Below are 18,892 nucleotides of genomic sequence, written 5' to 3'. Positions count from 1 at the left end.
CGTTACGGGCGCTCAGACCTGGGACAGGGCCTCGGCGGGGGAGGGGACCGGGGTGCGCTCCGCGAGCGGGACCACCGGCAGCAGGGTCTCCTCGCCCAGGAACACCCTGCGCACCACGCGCTCCGCGGCCCGCCCGTCGTCGTAGTCGCAGTACCGCTCCCGGAACGCCGCGCGCAGTGCCGCCGCCTTCTCGTCGCGCCACTCCTCCGAGCCCAGGATCCCGGTCAGCCGCTCCTGGGTGGTCGCGACGGCGCCCGGGGGCTCCGCCATCAGGTCGAAGTAGGTGCCGCGCACGGCCCGGTAGGTGTCCCAGTCGTCCGCGTGGATGACGATCGGCCGGTCCAGGTTGGCGAAGTCGAACATCGCCGAGGAGTAGTCGGTGATCAGGGCGTCGGCGGCGAGGTAGAGCTGTTCGACGTCGCCGTGGCCGGAGACGTCGATGATCCGGCCGCCGGCCTGGAGCTCGGCGAGCCGGCCGGTGGGCTTGTAGAAGTAGTGCCCGCGCACCAGCAGGGTGACGTCCGGGCCCAGGTCCTCGGCCAGCTTCGACAGGTCGAGCCGGGGCGCGAACCCCTTCTCGTACTCGCGGTGGGTCGGCATGTACAGGAAGGCGGTCGTGCCGTCCGCGAGGCCGAGCTCCCGCCGGGCCGCCACGACGTCCGCGGCGGTCGCGTTGACCAGCACGTCGTTACGCGGGTAGCCGGTCTCCAGGGTGGTGTACCGGCAGGGGTAGACCCGCTCCCAGACGGTGGTGGAGAACCGGTTGGCGGACAGGCTGAAGTCCCAGCGGTCGCAGCGGCGGAGCAGCTTCTCCATGTCCATGTTGGTGGACGCCGGGTACTGCGCCTGGTCGAGGCCCATCGTCTTCAGCGGGGTGCCGTGGTGGGTCTGGAGGTGGATCTGCCCGTCGCGCTTGACGATGGTGTCGCCGAAGTTGACGTTGTTCGTCAGGTACTTGGCGCGGGCCATGACCGCCCAGTACTCGCGTGAGCCGACGATCACCTTCTCGACGCCCTCGGGCACCCGGTCGCGGTGCTCGGCGCGCACGGCCCAGACCCGGCGCATCTGCGGCGCGAGCCGGCCCAGCTCGGCCTCGATGGCCGCCGGGTTGCAGGAGTAGCCCCGGCCCCAGTACGCCGAGAACACGGCCAGGTTCTCGTCCACCGGCAGCCGCAGCTGGGACCGGTAGAACATGCCGAGGGCCGCCCGCTTGGCCCGCCCGATACGGGCCTGACCGCCCAGCCGCGCCCGGTGGCGGACGTTGTTGGCGCGGGTCAGGCCGAAGAACGCCGAGTACGAGTCGACGCCGAGCAGCGCGTACTTGTAACCGCGCCCGCCCGGCGGTCGCTCGAAGTCCTCCGGGAGCCGCGCGCGGTAGGCCTTCGCGGCCCGGTGGAAGAACTCGGCGCGCGCGTTGCGCGGCAGCCGGCCCGGCTTCTCCAGCACGGTGAGGAAGTGGTCGACCATCTTCCGGAACAGCGCCGGGCGCCAGGAGCCCAGCTCCGGCCGCTCGTCGAGGAACGCGAACACGCGGTCGTACTGGTCGAAGACGTCGAAGTGCTTCCGGCTGACCGTGCGCAGGATGTTGCCGCCCTCACGCCGCTGCCGGTACATCACGCAGGAGCGGTCGAGCACCGCGATGCTCTCCGCCGCGATGAGCGAGCTGTACGTCCACGGCGCGTCCTCGTAGTAGCCGGGCGGGAACTGGAAGCCGTGCCGGGTGACAAAGTCGCGGCGGTACGCCTTGTTCCACACGATCTGGAGCAGGTCCAGGAGCTGCGGGCGGTCGGCGAGCGAGAAGACGTCCGGGCCGTCCTCGGTCATCAGGTCGGACCGCTTGTTGCGCAGCAGCCGCCCGTCCCAGTAGGTCCGGGTGTAGTCGTAGACCAGGATGTCCGGGTCGCCGGTCGCGTCGAGCCGGGCCGCGATGGCCGACAGCGAGCCCGGTGCCAGGGTGTCGTCGCTGTCCAGGAAGAGGACGTAGTCACCGGTCGCCTCTTCGAGCCCCGCGTTGCGCGCACGGCCCAGGCCGACGTTCTCCGTGAGGTGCAGCACACGCAGCCGGTCGTCGCGGGCCGCGTATGTGTCGAGGATCGCACCGGAACCGTCCGGGGAGCAGTCGTCGACGCCGATGACCTCGAAGTCGGCGAAGTCCTGCCCGAGTACGGAGTCCAGACACTCCCCGATGTACCCCTGCACGTTGTACGCAGGCACGATGAGTGTCAGTCGAGGCATCGTCCACCAGTTCCAGAGGGCTGTCCGCAGGGGGCTTTACGAGGGCGCGGTCGGACCGTGCGACAGTGGTCGGCGTCCGGCACCCGGACAGCGTAATTGATCGCCCCGGCCGTACCCGGGGGGTGCCTCGGCCCCTTCCACGTAGGGTGGAACGCCGACGGGGCACAGCAGCTGACAGGAGACGCACGACATGACCTGGATGGTTACGGGTGGGGCGGGGTTCATCGGCGCGCACGTGGTGCGCGCGATGATCGCCGGTGGTCAGCGGGTGGTCGTGTTCGACGACCTGTCGACCGGCAGCGCCGACAAGGTGCCCGCAGGGGTTCCCCTGGTGACCGGGACCGTCCTCGACCGTGAGGCCCTGGACGCGGCGATCCGCGAGCACGGGGTGACCGGTGTGGTGCACGTCGCGGGCAAGAAGCAGGTCGGCGAATCCGTCGAGCGGCCCCTGTACTACTACAAGGAGAACGTCACCGGCCTGGAGGTCCTGCTGGAGAGCATGGTCGCCGCAGGCGTCGACCGGCTGGTGTTCTCCTCGTCGGCCGCCGTCTACGGCATGCCCGACGTCGACCTCGTCACCGAGACGACGCCGTGCGCGCCGATGAGCCCGTACGGCGAGACCAAGCTGGTCGGCGAGTGGCTGATCCACGCCGCCGCCAGGGCACACGGGCTGCGCGCCGCCTCGATGCGCTACTTCAACGTGGCGGGCGCCGCCTCGCCGGAGCTGGCCGACGAGGGCGTCTTCAACCTCGTCCCGATGGTCTTCGAGCGCCTGGAGGCCGGCGAGGCCCCGCGCATCTTCGGTGACGACTACGACACGCCCGACGGCACCTGCATCCGCGACTACATCCACGTCGAGGACATCGCTTCCGCCCACCTTGCCGCCGCCCGCCGGCTGGAGGATGCCGAGCCCGGCACGGACCTCACGCTGAACATCGGCCGCGGCGAGGGCAGCTCGGTGCGCGAGATGGTCGACCGCATCCTCAAGGTCACGGGCAACGAGGACGCCACCGCCGAGGTCTCGGCCCGCCGCCCCGGCGACCCGGCCCGCGTGGTCGCCTCCGCCGAGCGCATCAGCCAGGAGCTGGGCTGGTCGGCGCGGTACGGCGTGGACGAGATGATCGAGTCCGCCTGGCAGGGCTGGCGTCTGCGCCACCCGTAAGCACGGCCGTACGAAGGGCCCGGCACCGCTCCCACGGGGCGGCGCCGGGCCCTTCGCGTACCGCACGGCGGTCCGGGTTACGGGAGACCGTCACTTTTCCTCCCGATGTGGCGGCAATGGGCCGTCAAGCACCGTTTTGTTCATGGAAGTGCGGCTGAATCTCAGTAAAGTCCCATGGACAGCGGCCTTGGCGGCCGCCGTCACATCTCATCGTGGGGGCAGGAACTGTGAAGGCTCTCGTACTCTCCGGTGGGGCCGGCACCCGGCTGCGCCCCATCACCCATACCTCGGCGAAACAGCTGGTGCCGGTGGCGAACAAGCCGGTGCTGTTCTACGGCCTGGAGGCCATCGCGGAGGCCGGCATCACCGAGGTCGGCATCATCGTGGGCGACACCGAGGAGGAGATCCGCGCGGCGGTCGGCGACGGTTCGCGCTTCGGCATCGACGTCACCTACATCCGGCAGGCCGAACCCCTCGGCCTCGCCCACGCGGTCCTGGTCGCCCAGCGCTTCCTGGGGAACGACGACTTCGTGATGTACCTGGGGGACAACTTCATCGTCGGCGGGATCGCGGACCTGGTCGCGGAGTTCCGCGCGGACCGGCCCGACGCGCAGATCCTGCTGACCCGGGTGCCCGACCCGACCTCGTTCGGAGTCGCGGAGCTGGACGGGGACGGCAGGGTGGTGGCCCTGGAGGAGAAGCCCGAGCACCCCAAGAGCGACCTCGCGCTCGTTGGCGTCTACCTCTTCACCCCGGCCGTCCACGAGGCCGTCCGCTCGATCCGCCCCTCCTGGCGCGGCGAGCTGGAGATCACCCACGCCATCCAGTGGCTCATCGACCGGGAACGCGACGTGCGCTCCACCATCATCCACGGCTACTGGAAGGACACCGGCAACGTCACCGACATGCTGGAGGTCAACCGGACGGTCCTGGAGAGCGTCGAGCCGTGCACCGACGGCGCCTACGTCGACGGCGAGAGCGAGATCATCGGCCGGGTGCTGATCGAACCGGGCGCCCGGGTCACCCGCAGCCGGATCGTCGGGCCCGCCGTGATCGGGACCGGCTCGGTGATCAGCGACGCCTATGTCGGTCCGTTCACCTCGATCGCCCAGAACTGCCGCATCGAGGACAGCGAGATCGAGTACTCCATCGTCCTCGGGGGCGCCTCCATCGACGGGGTGAGGCGCGTTGAGGCGTCGCTGATCGGCCACGACGTCGAGGTGACGCCCGCGCCCCGCAGCCCGTCCGCCCACCGACTCGTCCTCGGCGACCACAGCAAGGTGCAGATCTCCTCATGACCGGTACACGCATCCTCGTCACCGGAGGCGCCGGCTTCATCGGCTCCCACTACGTCCGTACGCTGCTCGGCCCGGACGGCCCCGGCGACGTCTCCGTCACCGTGCTCGACGCCCTCACCTACGCGGGCAACCCGGCCAACCTGGACGAGGTCCGGGGCCACCCCGGCTTCGCCTTCGTGCACGGCGACATCTGCGACCCGGAGCTGGTCGCGCGGCTCATGGCCGGGCACGACCAGGTGGTGCACTTCGCCGCCGAGTCCCACGTCGACCGCTCCATCGACGGCGGCGCCGCCTTCGTCCGTACGAACGTCGTGGGCACCCACACCCTGGTCCACGCCGCGTACGAGGCGGGCGTCCGCACCTTCGTCCACATCTCCACCGACGAGGTCTACGGCTCCATCGAGGAGGGCTCCTGGACCGAGGACGAACCCCTCGCGCCCAACTCCCCGTACTCCGCCTCCAAGGCGTCCGGCGACCTCATCGCGCTGGCGTACCACCGCACCCACGGCCTCGACGTCCGCGTCACCCGCTGCTCCAACAACTACGGGCACCACCACTTCCCCGAGAAGGTCATCCCGCTCTTCGTCACCAACCTCCTGGAGGGCCGGCCCGTCCCGCTGTACGGCGACGGCGCCCACGTCCGCGACTGGCTGCACATCGACGACCACGTCCGGGGGATCGAACTCGTCCGCACCAAGGGCCGTCCCGGCGAGGTCTACAACATCGGCGGCGGCACCGAACTCCCCAACAAGGAGCTCACCCGGCTGCTCCTGGAGGCGTGCGACGCCGACTGGGACACCGACGTGACCCACGTCGAGGACCGCAAGGGCCACGACCGGCGCTACTCCGTCGACTGCACGAAGATCCGCGAGGAGCTGGGTTACGCGCCCCGCAAGGACTTCGCGGCCGGCCTCGCCGAGACCGTCCGCTGGTACCGCGAGAACCGCTCCTGGTGGGAACCGCTCAAGGAACGGGCCGCCCTGTGAGGCCGCGCTGGCTGGTCACCGGGGCCGGAGGGATGCTCGGCCGCGACCTGACGACCGCTCTGGCCCGCGAGGGCGCCACCGTCGTCGCGGCGGACCGCACGGCCCTGGACATCGCCGACCCGGCGCAGGTCCGGGCCGTCCTCGACGCCCAGCGGCCCGCCGTCGTCGTGAACTGCGCCGCCTGGACCGCCGTGGACGACGCGGAGAGCCGGGAGGCCGAGGCGCTGCGCGTCAACGGCACCGGACCCGCCGTCCTCGCCGACGCCTGCCGCGCCCACGGGAGCGTCCTGCTGCACGTCTCCACCGACTACGTGTTCGCGGGCGACGCGGACCGGCCGTACCCGGAGGACGCCCCGACCGCCCCGCGCAGCGCGTACGGCCGCACCAAACTGGCCGGGGAACGCGCGGTCCTGGAGACCCTGCCGGACACGGGCCACGTCGTGCGGACGGCCTGGCTCTACGGCGCGGGCGGCGCCAACTTCGTCCGTACGATGATCAAACTGGAAGCCGTCAAGGACACCCTGGACGTGGTGGACGACCAGCACGGACAGCCCACCTGGACCGTGGACCTCGCCTCCCGGCTGGTGGCGCTGGGCCGCGCCGCGCTCGACGGCACGGCCCCGGCGGGCGTCTACCACGGCACCAGCGGCGGCGCGACGACCTGGTACGGCCTGGCCGGGGAGGTGTTCCGGCTGCTGGGCGCCGACCCGGACCGCGTCCGTCCGGTCAGCAGCGCCGCCTTCGCCAGGCCGGCACCCCGGCCCGCGTACAGCGTCCTCGCGCACGACCGCTTCCGGGCCGCGGGCATCGACCCGGTCCGCGACTGGCGCGCGGCGCTGCACGCGGCCTTCCCCGCGCTCCTCGCCGCCGAACGCCCCGGTCAGCGGCCGGCCGGGCTGAACGACGGCTCGCCGGCCCGGACCACCGAGGCCGCCGGGCCGTCCGCCCGCAGCCGCGCGTAGTACGCCTCGCACGCCGCGTACGAGGGCAGCAGCCCGCACTCCTCGGCCTCGGCGAGCCCGGGGGCCGAGGCGTCCTTCGGGGAGAGCAGTGGCGCGATGTCCGACGGCCACCCGATGCCCAGGTCCGGGTCGAGCGGGTCGACGCCGTGCTCCCGCTCCGGCGCGTACCCCTCGGAGCAGAGGTACAGCACGCACGCGTCGTCGGTCAGCGCCATGAATCCGTGCCCGAGGCCCTCCGCGAGGTAGACCGCCCGGTGGTCGGCGTCGTCCAGCCGGACCGCCTCCCACCGCTTGTACGTGGGCGAGCCGGTGCGTACGTCCACGATCACGTCCAGCACCGCGCCCCGCACGCACTTCACGTACTTCGCCTGGCCCGGCGGCACGTCCGCGAAGTGGATCCCGCGCAGCGTGCCCCGCCGGGAGCTGGAGAAGTTGGCCTGCGCGAGCCCCAGCGTGTGCCCGGCCGCGGCTCCCAGGTCCGCCGCCCGGAACCACTCGTGGAAGGTGCCTCGGCCGTCCGGGAAGACCGTGGGCTCGTGGACCCAGGCCCCGGGAACGGAGAGCCGGCGCATGCGATCACATCCTGTTCGACGCCGCGGGGCCTCCTGCCGGCCCCGGTGTCTCTGCCCAACGAGTCCGGAGACCGAACAGACACGGAACGGGACATAAGGTGTCGAAAAGGTTTCGCGGTGCTTCCATGGCGCTTCCACGGTGCGGAACGCGAAGGCGCCGGATTCCGCTCTCGCGTAGATTGCGGGGTCCAGCGAGCGAATGCGGGGGACCGGGTGTCAGGGGCAAGGCAGGGCGTGACGGAAGCCCGCAGGATCGTGGTCAAGGTCGGTTCCTCCTCCCTCACCACCGCCGCAGGCGGCCTCGACGCCGACCGCGTCGACGCCCTGGTCGACGTGCTGGCCAAGGTGCGCGACGGCGGCGAACGCGAGGTCGTCCTCGTCTCCTCCGGTGCCATCGCGGCCGGGCTCGCTCCGCTCGGACTGCACCGCAGGCCCAAGGACCTGGCCCGCCAGCAGGCCGCCGCCAGCGTCGGCCAGGGACTCCTCGTCGCCCGCTACACCGCCTCCTTCGCCCGCTACGGCGTCCGTGTCGGCCAGGTCCTGCTGACCAGCAACGACACCAGCCGCCGCGCCCACTACCGCAACGCCTACCGCACCCTCGACCAGCTCCTGGACATGGGCGCGCTGCCCGTCGTCAACGAGAACGACACCGTGGCCACGGACGAGATCCGGTTCGGCGACAACGACCGGCTCGCCGCCCTCGTCGCCCACCTGGTCCGCGCGGACCTGCTGGTCCTCCTCTCCGACGTGGACGGCCTCTACGACGGCGACCCGAGCATCCCCGGCACCACCCGCATCGCCCAGATCACCGGCCCGGCCGACCTGGCCGGGGTCAGCATCGGCAGCGCGGGCAAGGCGGGCGTCGGCACCGGCGGCATGGTCACCAAGGTCGAGGCCGCCCGGATCGCCACCGCCGCGGGCATCCCCGTAGTCCTCACCTCCGCGAGCCACGCCGCCGACGCCCTCGCCGGCCGCGACACCGGCACCTACTTCCACCGCACCGGCCGCCGCTCCGCCGACCGGCTCCTCTGGCTCGCCCACGCCTCGACCCCGCGCGGCTCACTGACCCTGGACGACGGCGCGGTGCAGGCGGTCGTGGAGCGCCACAGCTCGCTGCTGCCGGCCGGGATCGCGGCGGTCGAGGGCGAATTCACGGCGGGTGACCCGGTGGAGCTGCGCGATCTGCGGGGGCGGCCCGTGGCGCGCGGGCTCGTCAACTTCGACGCCAAGGAGATGCCGCAGCTGCTCGGCCGCTCCACCCGGGACCTCGCCCGGGACCTCGGCCCCGCCTACGAACGCGAGGTCGTACACAGGGACGATCTCGTCCTCCTGCACGGCTGACGCCCCCCGAAACGGCTGAAAGTCCAGCCTTCGGACCGGGACCTTCAGGAAAACCACCCCACGCCGGGCCGCGGGCTGGTCCACTTTGTAGCAGGGAAACTGCGGGGTACAGCAAAAGCAACACATCACAGGAGGCCGCCGGTGAGACGAGCGCGCCCGGGGGCGCCGCCCCGAGGAACGGGTGGCCGCACCCTGACCAGTGTGGGAGCGGGGACCGGCTTCGACGGGAGCGGGCCCGCGGACCGGAGGGACGAGCGCCCCGCCCGGCCGGAGCCGAGACCGGCCGGGCAGGAGCACACCCCGTCGAAGCTGTGGCACGTCACCCTCTGCGTCTCCGGGAACGAGTTCCCGCTGAAGGAGGTCAGGCGCGGTCTCGAACAGCTCGCGCACGACCACCCGTTCCTGCTGACCAGCCGTTACGCCAACGACCACGCGGAGATCCGGTACTGGGAGGAGGCCCGAGACCTGCACGACGCCGCGGCGGTCGCGCTGCGGCTGTGGGGCGAGCACCGCTCCACAGCCGGCCTGCCGCCCTGGGCGATCGTCGGCCTCGAAGTCATCGACCGCGAGACCTACCACCAGCGCGTCGCCGAGGGATACGGGCCGCCGCCGGCCGCCCCGGTCGGCGTCCACCCGTACTGACCGGCCGCCGCCGGTGAAACGGCCGTCTCGCATCACGGGATGCGTGCGGAATGCCCGCAGGGCGCGCACTACTCTGCGGGCATGACCACGCTCACGCCGTACGACAACATGTCTCCCGTGGCCCAGGCCGCCTACCGGGCCCGCTCCGCCGCCGCCGACATCGCGCCACTTCCGCGCGCGGCGAAGGACGACGCGCTCCTGGCCATCGCGGACGCGCTGGAAGTACGGACGAGCGACATCCTCGCGGCCAACGCGGAGGACGTGGCGCGCGCCCGTGAGGCGGGGACCAGCGAATCCGTCGTGGACCGGCTGACCCTCACCCCGGAGCGCATCCGCGCCATCGCCGCCGACGTACGGCACGTCGCCGCCCTGCCCGACCCGGTCGGCGAAGTCGTCCGCGGCTCGACCCTGCCCAACGGCATCGACCTGCGCCAGGTCCGGGTGCCGCTCGGCGTCGTCGGGATCATCTACGAGGCCCGGCCCAATGTGACCGTGGACGCCGCCGCCCTCTGCCTGAAGTCGGGCAACGCCGTCCTGCTGCGCGGCTCGTCCTCCGCCTTCGCGTCGAACACCGCCCTGGTACGGGTGCTGCGCGACGCCGTGGGCGGCTCCGGGCTGCCGGCCGACGCGGTGCAGCTGGTCCCGGGGGAGAGCCGCGACTCGGTGCGCGAGCTGATGCGCGCCCGGGGCCTCGTGGACGTGCTCATCCCGCGCGGCGGCGCCTCGCTGATCCGCACGGTGGTCGAGGAGTCGACCGTCCCCGTGATCGAGACCGGCACCGGCAACTGCCATGTGTACGTGGACGCGCAGACCGACCTGGACATGGCCGTGGAGATCCTGGTCAACTCCAAGGCCCAGCGCCCCAGCGTCTGCAACGCCGCCGAGACCCTGCTCGTCCACAAGGACATCGCCGATGCTTTCCTGCCCCGCGCGCTGGACGCCCTGGCCGAGGCAGGCGTGACCGTCCACGGCGACGCGCGGGTGCTGGAGTACGCCGAGGGCTCCAAGGCCACGGTGGTGGCGGCGACCCCGGAGGACTGGGAGACCGAATACCTCTCGTACGACATCGCGGCGGCCGTCGTGGAGTCGCTGGACGCGGCCGTGGCGCACATCCGGCTCTGGTCCTCCGGCCACACCGAGGCCATCGTGACCACCTCGCAGGCCGCCGCCCGCCGCTTCACCCAGCTGGTGGACTCCACGACGGTGGCCGTCAACGCCTCGACCCGGTTCACCGACGGAGGCCAGTTCGGTTTCGGCGCCGAGATCGGCATCTCCACGCAGAAGCTGCACGCCAGGGGCCCCATGGGCCTGCCGGAACTGACGTCGACCAAGTACATCGTCACCGGCGACGGCCACGTGAGGTGACCCCCGTGACAGGCGAATGCGCCGTCTCCCTGCCCAAAGCGGTCCGCCGGGGCTAGTCTGAAACCGTGGCGGACGACGTGGGGGGCAGGCCGTATCCGAACGGCTGGGAGCCCGACGACGACCGCGGGGGCGCGGACGAGGACTTCGCCTCCGTGGTGTTCGACGAGGACTTCGTACGGGCCGCCGAGTTCCACGAACCGACCGCCGTCGAGCGGCTGTTGGCCGCGGCCGAGGCGCGCGCGGAGGCCGACGCCCGGAGCGCCGGCGCCCGCGGCGGCCCCTACGACGACGAGGGCTACGGTCCGGGCGGCTACGGCGGCCCGGACGGCTACGACCCGCTGGACGCGGACGAATTCCACGAGCACGGGCCCTACGGGCGCCACGGCGGCGCCCTCCGTCCGTACCGGGGGTCGGCCCGCTGGCACCGGCCGGTCGCCTGGCTGCTGGCCGTCCTGATGGGCATCGGCATGGTGGCCCTGGCCTTCAGCGCCGTCTACCGCAACAGCTCGGCGGAACGGCAGGATCAGGTCCCGCCGCCTGCCTCGACCGGGGACAGCGCGCCCGGGCCCGGCCCCGGCTCCGCCCCCTCGGACGCGGACGACTACTCCCGCCCGATGGTCTCCGCCGTCCCGCGCACCCCCTGACCTCCCGCGCACCCCTGACCTCCCGCGCCCCGGCCGGCCCGGTCCCGCGTCCCGGTCCCCCGTCCGGCGGTCCGGCGGAACTCCCCGGTGGTTGCCGGGCGTCACCGCGTTTACCGTCGTCGTGATCGACCCACCCTGAATGTATGACCCCTCCTCCGCCCGAAGAGGGGACTTCTCACGGAGTCGGGAGAAGTCATGGCACATCGCGGAGATCCACCCGACGGCCCGGCGGAGAACGGCGCGCACGGTCCGGACGACGACTACGGCTCACTCGTCTTCGACGAGTCCTTCGTGCGGGCCGCCCGGCTCCAGGAGTTCTCCGCCCAGGAACGGATGGGGGAACACGCCCGCGCCGTCCGCAGCCTGCCCGGGCGGGCCTACCGCAACGGCTCCCGGATCGCTCTCGCCCTGATGATCCTCATCGCCCTGGCCTTCGGCACGGCCATCTTCATGGGTCTGAGCCACCCCTACGAGACCCCGGCCGCCGCCCGGAAGCCCGAACCGTTGCGGATGACCCTCGTCCCCCTGGCCCCGCGCGGAGCCGTCCCCGCGGGCACTCCCGCCGCGCTCTTCGCGAGCAGCCCCGCCGCGCACTACCCGAAGGGCCGGGACGGCATCAGCCCGCCGCCCGCCCGGCACACCGCCGACTTCTCGGAGAGCGAGGTGAGCGCCGCCCTGGCCACCGTCAAGGACTATCTGGCCGCCTCCTCGCTCGACCCCGACGTGCTCAGCGGGAACGCCGTGCGCCCCGTGGAGGCGCTGCTCGACCCGGACCAGATGGAGCAGTTCGACCGCAGTGTCAACGAGCCCTATGACGACGGGCAGCACGCCGCGACCGGCTGGCTCGTCCGCTTCGACCCGGTCCGGGTCACCCCGGACCCCGAGGTCCGGGTCCGGGGCACCCTGCGCTACACCCAGACGGGCTCCGACGCGCTGGAGGTCGTCTCGGACCACACCTTCACGTACGCCCTGCGCCCCGCCGTGTCGGGCCCCCAGCCGAAGGGCGGCGCCTCCCTCTTCACCGTGCGCCGGGAGATGCGCTTCCGATTCGACCGGGAGGACCTGCGGCTGCACCGGCTGGAGGTGCAGACCAGCTACCTCCAGGCGGGCCCGCAGTCCTGCCCGGCCGACGCCTCGGGTGCCCTGCGGCCGCTGCTCGCCGGCCAGCGGGCGGTCTCGCGCGGACCTGCGGGCACCGACCCGTACGCCACGGGCCGGCCCGTCGCCGCGCTCTGCGGGACGCTGGAGGTCAGCTCCCTTCCGCCGACGGCCCCTGCGAGCCCTCAGGGCCCTGGGTCCCGTCAGTCCCCTCCGTCCCCGACGGCCGCGCCGAGCCGCCTGTAGCGCCACCCTTGGCGTTGCCCGCGCCGGTGAACTTGTCCCGCAGCTTGCCGCCCAGGTCCCCGGCGCCGCCCGCTATGTCGCCGACGAGCTTCATCAGCGGGTCCTTGCTGTTGCGCACCGAATCGGCGTAGTGCGAGGCGGACTCCTTGAACGAGTCCGTCACGGAGGTGTCCTTGTCCTCGTCCCGGCGCGGGTAGTGGCCGTCCATGATCCGCTGGTAGTCGCGGGTCTCCGACCACTTCTTCAGCTCGGCGGCGCGGACCGCGGTGAACGGGTGCGAGCGGGGCAGCACGTTGAGGATCTTGAGCACCGAGTCGCGCAGGTCGCCGGACTTCTCGTACTCGTCGGCCTGGGCGAGGAACGCGTCCACGTTCATCTCGTGGAGGTGGTTGCCGCCGGCGATCTTCATCAGGCCGCGCATCGACGCCTGTATGTCCTGGCCTGCCAGGAGCCCGGCCCGGTCCGCCGACAGCTCCGACTTGCGGAACCACTCGCGCAGCGCCGTCACGATCGCCATGATCGCGACGTTGCCCAGCGGGATCCAGGCGACCTTGAGCGCCAGATTGGTGAGGAAGAGGAGGATCGTGCGGTACACCGCGTGGCCCGACAGGGCGTGTCCGACCTCGTGGCCGATGACCGCCCGCATCTCCTCCTCGTCCAGCAGCTCCACCAGGCCCGTGGTCACCACGATGATCGGCTCGTCGAGCCCGATGCACATGGCGTTGGGCCGGGGGTCCTGGTTGACGTACATCGGCGGGACCTTCTCCAGGTCCAGGATGTAGCAGGCGTCCCGGAGCATGTCGTTGAGGTGCGCGAACTGGGCGTCGCTCACCCGGACGGAGTCCGACAGGAAGAGAAGGCGCAGGCTGCGCTCCGGCAGCAGTCCGCTCAGCGCCTTGAAGACGGTGTCGAAGCCGCTCAGCTTGCGCAGCGCGACCAGCGCGGAGCGGTCCGCGGGGTGCTCGTAGGCCCGGGAGGAGATCCCCGGGAAGCGCTTGCGCTGCCTGCTCGGCACGCGGTCCTGGCTCTCGTGGCTGCTGGTCATGACATGGGCCCCCTGTGTTCGTACGAGACGTCGCTCGCCCCCTGACGCCGCCCAGCCTAGGTGCTGGGGCTACGGTGTGCGGGGGGCTGTGGATAACTGAGGAGACGCCCGACATGCCGCATACCGTTGCTCTGTTCGCCGCCGCATCCGGGGACCAGGGGCCGGGCAACACGATCCGCATCGTGCTGGTCGCCTCCCTGCTGGGGGCCGCCCTGCTGGCCTGGTTCCTGCTCCGCGGATACCGCAACGACGACAACAACGACTGAGTCGGCGTGAGCGTGCCCGGGGCCCCCGCATACGATGTCCGCGACGTCTTCCCCCGACTCCCGATCGATAGGTCCTGCCGAAGATGAGCCTCACGAGCACCGCACACCAGCTGGTCACCGTCGCCGCCGAGGGCGAGCACGGCGGCAATCACGAAAGCCTGAGCCCCTACCTCACCGGTGGCGGTGCCTTTGTCGTGCTTCTCCTCCTTCTGTGGATCACCACGCGCTTCAACCGCGACCGCTGAGGCCGAGGCGTACAGCTGTGCCAGTAGGCTCTGCACGCATGGGAGAGCAGGAAGTGCCTACCGGCCGCGGAAAACGCCGACTCGGCGTGATGGGCGGGACGTTTGACCCGATTCATCATGGACACCTGGTGGCGGCCAGTGAAGTGGCCGCCCAGTTCCACCTCGACGAGGTGATCTTCGTACCGACCGGGCAGCCGTGGCAGAAGAGCCACAAGCACGTGTCCCCGGCGGAGGACCGTTATCTGATGACGGTCATCGCGACGGCGTCCAACCCGCAGTTCTCGGTCAGCCGCAGCGACATCGACCGCAAGGGCCCCACGTACACGATCGACACCCTGCGGGACCTGCGCGAGGCCCACGAGGACGCGGACCTCTTCTTCATCACCGGTGCCGACGCGCTCGCCCAGATCCTCACCTGGCGCGACGCCGAGGAGCTGTTCTCGCTCTCCCACTTCATCGGCGTGACCCGGCCGGGCCATGTGCTCACGGACGACGGGCTGCCGAAGGGGGGCGTCTCCCTGGTGGAGGTCCCCGCGCTCGCGATCTCCTCGACGGACTGCCGCGCGAGGGTCGCCCAGGGCGAACCGGTCTGGTATCTCGTGCCCGACGGCGTGGTCCGCTACATCGACAAGCGCCAGCTGTACCGCGGCGAGTGAGCCACGGAAAGGGGCACCGGTGAACGACCGACAGAACCCGTACGACCCGTACTACCAGCAGCCGCAGATCATCGGCTACGACGAGTACGGGCAGCCGGTGTACCAGCAGCAGCCGGAGCAGCAGCCGTACGACCCGTACGCGCAGCAGCCGCAGCAGCAGCCCGACCCGTACGGCGGCCAGGCGCCCCAGGGCGGCGGGCAGGGGTACGGCTACGACCCGTACGCCCAGCAGCGGCCCCCCGCGCCGCCGCAGCCGTACGACCCCTACGCGGCCCAGCCCCAGCAGACCCCCCAGCAGACCCCCCAGCAGGACTACGGCTACGGCCGGTACGGGTACGACACCGGGCAGCAGCAGCCCGTCCACGACACCGGGCAGCAGCCCGCCGCGGTCGACACGACGCAGCAGTGGAGCATCCCGCAGCAGGCCGCGACCCCGGCACCCCCGCCCGCCCCGCCCCGGGAGCCCGGAGCGGGCCCGGGGCCGGAGGCGGCCGTGCCCGGGCAGCGCCGCGGCGGTGACGACTACCGCACCGAGCAGTTCGCCTTCATCGAGGAGCCCGACGAGGACTCCGAGGACGTCATCGACTGGCTCAAGTTCACCGAGAGCCGCAGCGAGCGCCGCGAGGAGGCGCGCCGCCGGGGCCGCAACCGGATCGTCGCGCTGCTCGTCGTCGGCGTCCTGGTCGTGCTCGGCGGCGTCGGCTACCTCTGGTCGGCGGACAAGATCCCCGGCCTGTCCGGCGGCGACGAGAAGGAGAACACCGCGACGACGGGCCCGCAGCGCCGGGACGTCATCGTGGTCCACCTCCACAACACGAAGACCGGCGGCACGTCCACCGCCCTGCTGGTCGACAACGTCACCACCAAACAGGGGACCACGGTCCTGCTCCCCAACTCCCTCGCCGTCTCGGACGAGGACGGCACCACCACCACGCTCGGCAAGTCGGTCGAGGACGACGGCACGTCCGGGACCCGCGACTCCCTGGACACCCTGCTCGGCACCGACATCAGCGGGACCTGGCGGCTCGACACCCCGTACCTGGAGAACCTGGTCGACCTCGTGGGCAACATCGAGGTCGACACGGACACCGCGGTGCCGGGCGCCAAGAAGGGCTCCGGCGACCTGGTCAAGAAGGGCGAGGCGCAGACCCTCAGCGGCCAGATGGCCGTCGCGTACGCCACGTACCGGGGACCGGGCGAGGCCGAGGCCAAGCAGCTGATGCGGTTCGGGCAGGTCATGCGCGGAGTGCTGCGCAAGATGTCCGACGACCCGCAGGCGGCCACGGTCACCGTCCAGACGCTGGCCCAGATCCTCGACCCGTCGCTGCCCGAGAAGGACCTCGGCGCCTCACTGGCGAAGTTGGCCGAGCACGCCAAGATCGGCGACTACAAGACGGCGCTGCTGCCCGTGCAGGACGACGGCACCCTCACTGACGCGGCCACCGAGAGCGTGGTCAAGGACATCCTCGGCGGCAGGGTCAAGGCGCCGTCGGCGGACGGGGTGATCCGGGTCGGGATCAAGAACGCCACCGGCGACACCGGCTCCATCGAGTCCGCCCGGGGCAAGCTGGTCAACGGCGGTTTCGCCTTCGTCAACAGCGGCAAGGCCGACGCGGTCTCCTCCTCGCAGGTGGTCTACGCCGAGGCGGCCGACAAGGAGAAGGCGACCCAGGTCGCCAAGACCCTCGGACTGCCGACGAGCGCGGTCAGGAAGGGCAAGCCGGCCGGGAACGCGGACGTGTCCGTCCTCCTCGGCCAGGACTACAAGCCCGAGTAGCCGCGGAGCGGTCGCGGGAGGTCCGGGCGGGGAGGCCCGGGCCTCCCCGCGAGGCCCGCGGAATATGGCTGCGTGGGCGGGCGGTTCCCCGTGAGACCCTAGAGGTCTATCCGACCGACGACGAAAGCCTGCTTGTGACCGCCACTGACCGCTCCATCGAGCTCATCAACGCCGCCGCCCAGGCGGCTGCCGACCGGCTCGCGCACGACATCATCGCCTACGACGTCAGCGACGTGCTGTCGATCACCGACGCCTTCCTGCTGGCCTCGGCCCCCAACGACCGCCAGGTCAAGTCGATCGTCGACGAGATCGAGGAGCGGCTCCAGAAGGAGCTCGGGGCCAAGCCGGTCCGCCGCGAGGGCGACCGCGACGCCCGGTGGATCCTCCTCGACTACGTCGACATCGTCATCCACGTCCAGCACAGCGAGGAGCGCGTCTTCTACGCGCTGGAGCGCCTGTGGAAGGACTGCCCCGAGCTCGACCTGCCCGAGGACGCGGTGAAGACCCGCGGCAAGGCCGCCGAGCACGCGCAGCTCAACGGCGGTCCGGAAGGTGAGCAGAGCTGAACGGCAGCAGGAGCGGCAGGGGCCGCAGGATCGTCCTCTGGCGTCACGGCCAGACGGCATGGAATCTGGAACGCCGCTTCCAGGGCTCCACGGACATCGAGCTGACCGAGACCGGCGTCGCGCAGGCGGCCCGGGCCGCCCGCCTGCTCGCCTCCCTGAAGCCGGACGCGATCGTGGCTTCCGACCTGCGGCGGGCGGCTGCCACGGCCGCCGAACTCGCCGCGGTCACCGGGCTCGACGTGGTGCACGACGCGGGTCTGCGCGAGACCTACGCGGGCGCCTGGCAGGGCCTGACCCACGAGGAGATCGTGGAGCGGTACGGCGAGCAGTACGCCGCCTGGAAGCGCGGCGAGCCCGTGCGGCGCGGCGGCGGCGAGCTGGAGACCGAGGTCGCCGACCGGGCCGCGCCCGTGGTCCTCGGGCATGCCGGAAAGCTGCCCGATGACGGCACGCTGGTCGTCGTCAGCCACGGCGGCACCATCCGGACCACCATCGGCCGGCTACTGGGCCTGGAGGCGCACCACTGGGAGGGGCTCGGCGGGCTGACCAACTGCTGCTGGTCCGTGCTCGGCGAGGGCGCCCGCGGCTGGCGGCTGCTGGAACACAACGCCGGCACCCTGCCCGAACCGGTGCTCGGCGACGACACCTGATCCGGACGTCGCCGGCCGCCCCTCGGGGCGGCGGGGGCCGGATTTCACTTTCCGGCTGGTCACAGGCTAAAGTTCTTCTTGTTCGCAGCGCGGAAGCGCAGGGAAACACAGCGGACAGCGGGGCTATAGCTCAGTTGGTAGAGCGCTTGCATGGCATGCAAGAGGTCAGGAGTTCAATTCTCCTTAGCTCCACAATCGGAAATCCCGTCCCCGTCAGGGGGCGGGATTTCCGCATGTACCGGCCTCCTGGTGGTACGCCCGCAGCGCGGCGAGCACGTCCTTGCTCTCGTCGTCGGCCGGGGTGTACGTGACGATCCGGCACTCGGGCAGCCCGTTGATGCTCATCGACACCGAGGTCATCCGTATCTCTCCGGTCACCGCCCAGTGCCGGAAGGTCTTCACGCGCCGCCCCGGCGGGACGACGTCCCCGCTGCGCCACAGCTTCGCGAAGTAGGGGCTCGCCTCCGACAGCGCCGCGATGAACGACTCCCACGCGGGCTCGCCCACATGGCGCCCGTAGCCGCTGCGCAGGGTCGCCGCCATCAGGGGCAGCTCCTGTTCGCGGTGCACGACCGGGCAGTAATCCTCGGACGCGGTGAAGAGCGACCACAGCGCGTTGCGGACCTTGGTGCCCCGCATGACGGGGATGCCGAACAGGTCCCGGTAGCCCGGGTTGGTCGCCAGCACGTCGTAGCGCGCGTTGTAGACGACTGCGGGGAGCGGGTCGAGCGCGTCGATGATGCCCTGGATCTCCTCGCCGACCTCGAAGGCGTCGGACTCCCTTCCCGGCAGGAAGGCGACGCCCGCCAGCTCGTACAGGTGCTCGCGCTCCGGGGGGTCCAGCCGCAGCGTCCTCGCGACCGCGTCCAGGACCTGCGGGGAGGCGTTGATCGGGCGGCCCTGTTCCAGCCAGGTGTACCAGGTCACCCCGACGCCGGAGAGCTGCGCGACCTCCTCGCGCCGAAGGCCGGGGGTGCGCCGCCGCAGGCCGGGGGCCATGCCCACGTCGGCCGGGGTCACCCGGGCCCGGCGGCCGCGGAGGAAGGCGGCGAGCTCGGGCCGCTTTCCGTGCGACGGTCCGCTCCGCCGCGTGTGCTCTTGTGTCGTCACCGTCGTCACGCCCCCATCGTCCGTGC

General features: G+C 71.7%; 19 protein-coding genes and 1 tRNA gene. 16 read left to right on the top strand and 4 right to left on the bottom strand.

The genetic code is table 11. The features are described from left to right. Nucleotides 1-12 precede the first annotated feature (12 nt). Nucleotides 13-2,235 carry a bifunctional glycosyltransferase/CDP-glycerol:glycerophosphate glycerophosphotransferase gene (locus ACZ6C6_RS03740; RefSeq protein WP_469198707.1) on the bottom strand — a complete coding sequence of 741 codons (2,223 nt, stop codon included), beginning with the start codon at nucleotides 2,233-2,235 and terminating at the stop codon, nucleotides 13-15. A gap of 190 nt (nucleotides 2,236-2,425) precedes the next feature. Here ACZ6C6_RS03740 and galE point away from each other — a divergent pair, with 190 nt between their 5' ends. The 4 genes from galE to rfbD all read left to right on the top strand — a co-directional run bounded on the left by galE (nucleotide 2,426) and on the right by rfbD (nucleotide 6,643). Further along, on the top strand, nucleotides 2,426-3,397 hold the full coding sequence (gene galE / locus ACZ6C6_RS03735; RefSeq protein WP_469198705.1) for a UDP-glucose 4-epimerase GalE: 972 nt from the start codon (nucleotides 2,426-2,428) through the stop codon (nucleotides 3,395-3,397). 227 nt (nucleotides 3,398-3,624) lie between these two features. Continuing rightward, entirely contained in the window at nucleotides 3,625-4,695 is a 1,071-nt protein-coding gene (locus tag ACZ6C6_RS03730; protein ID WP_469198703.1) for a glucose-1-phosphate thymidylyltransferase, read from the top strand. Beyond that, nucleotides 4,692-5,681, top strand: coding sequence for a dTDP-glucose 4,6-dehydratase (gene rfbB, locus ACZ6C6_RS03725; protein WP_469198701.1), 990 nt, complete (start codon nucleotides 4,692-4,694; stop codon nucleotides 5,679-5,681). The genes ACZ6C6_RS03730 and rfbB overlap by 4 nt, the downstream gene beginning before the upstream one ends. Then, entirely contained in the window at nucleotides 5,678-6,643 is a 966-nt protein-coding gene (rfbD, locus tag ACZ6C6_RS03720; protein ID WP_469198699.1) for a dTDP-4-dehydrorhamnose reductase, read from the top strand. Before rfbB ends, rfbD begins: the two co-directional genes overlap by 4 nt. Here rfbD and ACZ6C6_RS03715 read toward each other — a convergent pair. Then, the gene (locus ACZ6C6_RS03715; RefSeq protein WP_469198697.1) at nucleotides 6,562-7,215 is read right to left on the bottom strand and encodes a dTDP-4-dehydrorhamnose 3,5-epimerase family protein; all 654 of its coding nucleotides are present in this window, start codon (nucleotides 7,213-7,215) and stop codon (nucleotides 6,562-6,564) included. The genes rfbD and ACZ6C6_RS03715 overlap by 82 nt on opposite strands. Nucleotides 7,216-7,449: 234 nt before the next feature. Between ACZ6C6_RS03715 and proB the strand changes: the two genes are divergently transcribed. From proB to ACZ6C6_RS03690, 5 genes are all read left to right on the top strand, one after another. Beyond that, nucleotides 7,450-8,556, top strand: a complete 1,107-nt coding sequence (gene proB / locus ACZ6C6_RS03710; protein ID WP_469198695.1) for a glutamate 5-kinase — start codon at nucleotides 7,450-7,452, stop codon at nucleotides 8,554-8,556. Between the two features lie 141 nt (nucleotides 8,557-8,697). Then, nucleotides 8,698-9,198 (top strand): hypothetical protein, encoded by a 501-nt coding sequence (locus ACZ6C6_RS03705; protein WP_469198693.1) that lies wholly within the window; start codon nucleotides 8,698-8,700, stop codon nucleotides 9,196-9,198. Between the two features lie 81 nt (nucleotides 9,199-9,279). Then, on the top strand, nucleotides 9,280-10,563 hold the full coding sequence (locus tag ACZ6C6_RS03700) for a glutamate-5-semialdehyde dehydrogenase (protein ID WP_469198691.1): 1,284 nt from the start codon (nucleotides 9,280-9,282) through the stop codon (nucleotides 10,561-10,563). Between the two features lie 65 nt (nucleotides 10,564-10,628). Further along, nucleotides 10,629-11,207 carry an SCO2584 family spore wall biosynthesis protein gene (locus ACZ6C6_RS03695; protein ID WP_469198689.1) on the top strand — a complete coding sequence of 193 codons (579 nt, stop codon included), beginning with the start codon at nucleotides 10,629-10,631 and terminating at the stop codon, nucleotides 11,205-11,207. 195 nt (nucleotides 11,208-11,402) lie between these two features. Further along, nucleotides 11,403-12,551 carry an SCO2583 family membrane protein gene (locus tag ACZ6C6_RS03690; RefSeq protein ID WP_469198687.1) on the top strand — a complete coding sequence of 383 codons (1,149 nt, stop codon included), beginning with the start codon at nucleotides 11,403-11,405 and terminating at the stop codon, nucleotides 12,549-12,551. On the opposite strand, the gene ACZ6C6_RS03685 is transcribed toward ACZ6C6_RS03690, so the two are convergent. Continuing rightward, a complete protein-coding gene (locus tag ACZ6C6_RS03685) occupies nucleotides 12,457-13,596 on the bottom strand; it encodes a M48 family metallopeptidase (protein WP_469198685.1) in 1,140 nt (379 codons plus the stop codon). The genes ACZ6C6_RS03690 and ACZ6C6_RS03685 overlap by 95 nt on opposite strands. A gap of 113 nt (nucleotides 13,597-13,709) precedes the next feature. Between ACZ6C6_RS03685 and ACZ6C6_RS03680 the strand changes: the two genes are divergently transcribed. The 7 genes from ACZ6C6_RS03680 (at nucleotide 13,710) to ACZ6C6_RS03650 (ending at nucleotide 17,948) form a co-directional block, all read left to right on the top strand. Continuing rightward, nucleotides 13,710-13,862 (top strand): hypothetical protein, encoded by a 153-nt coding sequence (locus ACZ6C6_RS03680; protein ID WP_185992685.1) that lies wholly within the window; start codon nucleotides 13,710-13,712, stop codon nucleotides 13,860-13,862. An 83-nt stretch (nucleotides 13,863-13,945) separates the two neighbouring features. Further along, complete coding sequence (locus tag ACZ6C6_RS03675) at nucleotides 13,946-14,107, top strand: hypothetical protein (RefSeq protein ID WP_018518201.1); 162 nt, start codon at nucleotides 13,946-13,948, stop codon at nucleotides 14,105-14,107. A gap of 38 nt (nucleotides 14,108-14,145) precedes the next feature. After that, on the top strand, nucleotides 14,146-14,763 hold the full coding sequence (gene nadD, locus ACZ6C6_RS03670; RefSeq protein WP_469198683.1) for a nicotinate-nucleotide adenylyltransferase: 618 nt from the start codon (nucleotides 14,146-14,148) through the stop codon (nucleotides 14,761-14,763). A 19-nt stretch (nucleotides 14,764-14,782) separates the two neighbouring features. Then, nucleotides 14,783-16,540 carry an LCP family protein gene (locus ACZ6C6_RS03665; protein WP_469198681.1) on the top strand — a complete coding sequence of 586 codons (1,758 nt, stop codon included), beginning with the start codon at nucleotides 14,783-14,785 and terminating at the stop codon, nucleotides 16,538-16,540. Between the two features lie 134 nt (nucleotides 16,541-16,674). Further along, complete coding sequence (gene rsfS / locus ACZ6C6_RS03660) at nucleotides 16,675-17,106, top strand: ribosome silencing factor (protein WP_469198679.1); 432 nt, start codon at nucleotides 16,675-16,677, stop codon at nucleotides 17,104-17,106. Next, complete coding sequence (locus ACZ6C6_RS03655; protein WP_469199319.1) at nucleotides 17,103-17,756, top strand: histidine phosphatase family protein; 654 nt, start codon at nucleotides 17,103-17,105, stop codon at nucleotides 17,754-17,756. The genes rsfS and ACZ6C6_RS03655 overlap by 4 nt, the downstream gene beginning before the upstream one ends. Before the next feature lie 119 nt (nucleotides 17,757-17,875). Then, nucleotides 17,876-17,948 (top strand) — tRNA-Ala (locus ACZ6C6_RS03650). A 21-nt stretch (nucleotides 17,949-17,969) separates the two neighbouring features. Here the strand turns inward: ACZ6C6_RS03650 and ACZ6C6_RS03645 are convergent. Next, nucleotides 17,970-18,875 (bottom strand): helix-turn-helix transcriptional regulator, encoded by a 906-nt coding sequence (locus ACZ6C6_RS03645; protein ID WP_469198677.1) that lies wholly within the window; start codon nucleotides 18,873-18,875, stop codon nucleotides 17,970-17,972. Nucleotides 18,876-18,892 lie beyond the last annotated feature (17 nt).

Source organism: Streptomyces sp. NPDC041814, from assembly GCF_055590565.1.
The sequence above is the reverse complement of the archived record's forward strand: the minus strand, read 5'-3'. Positions and strand labels throughout refer to the sequence as shown.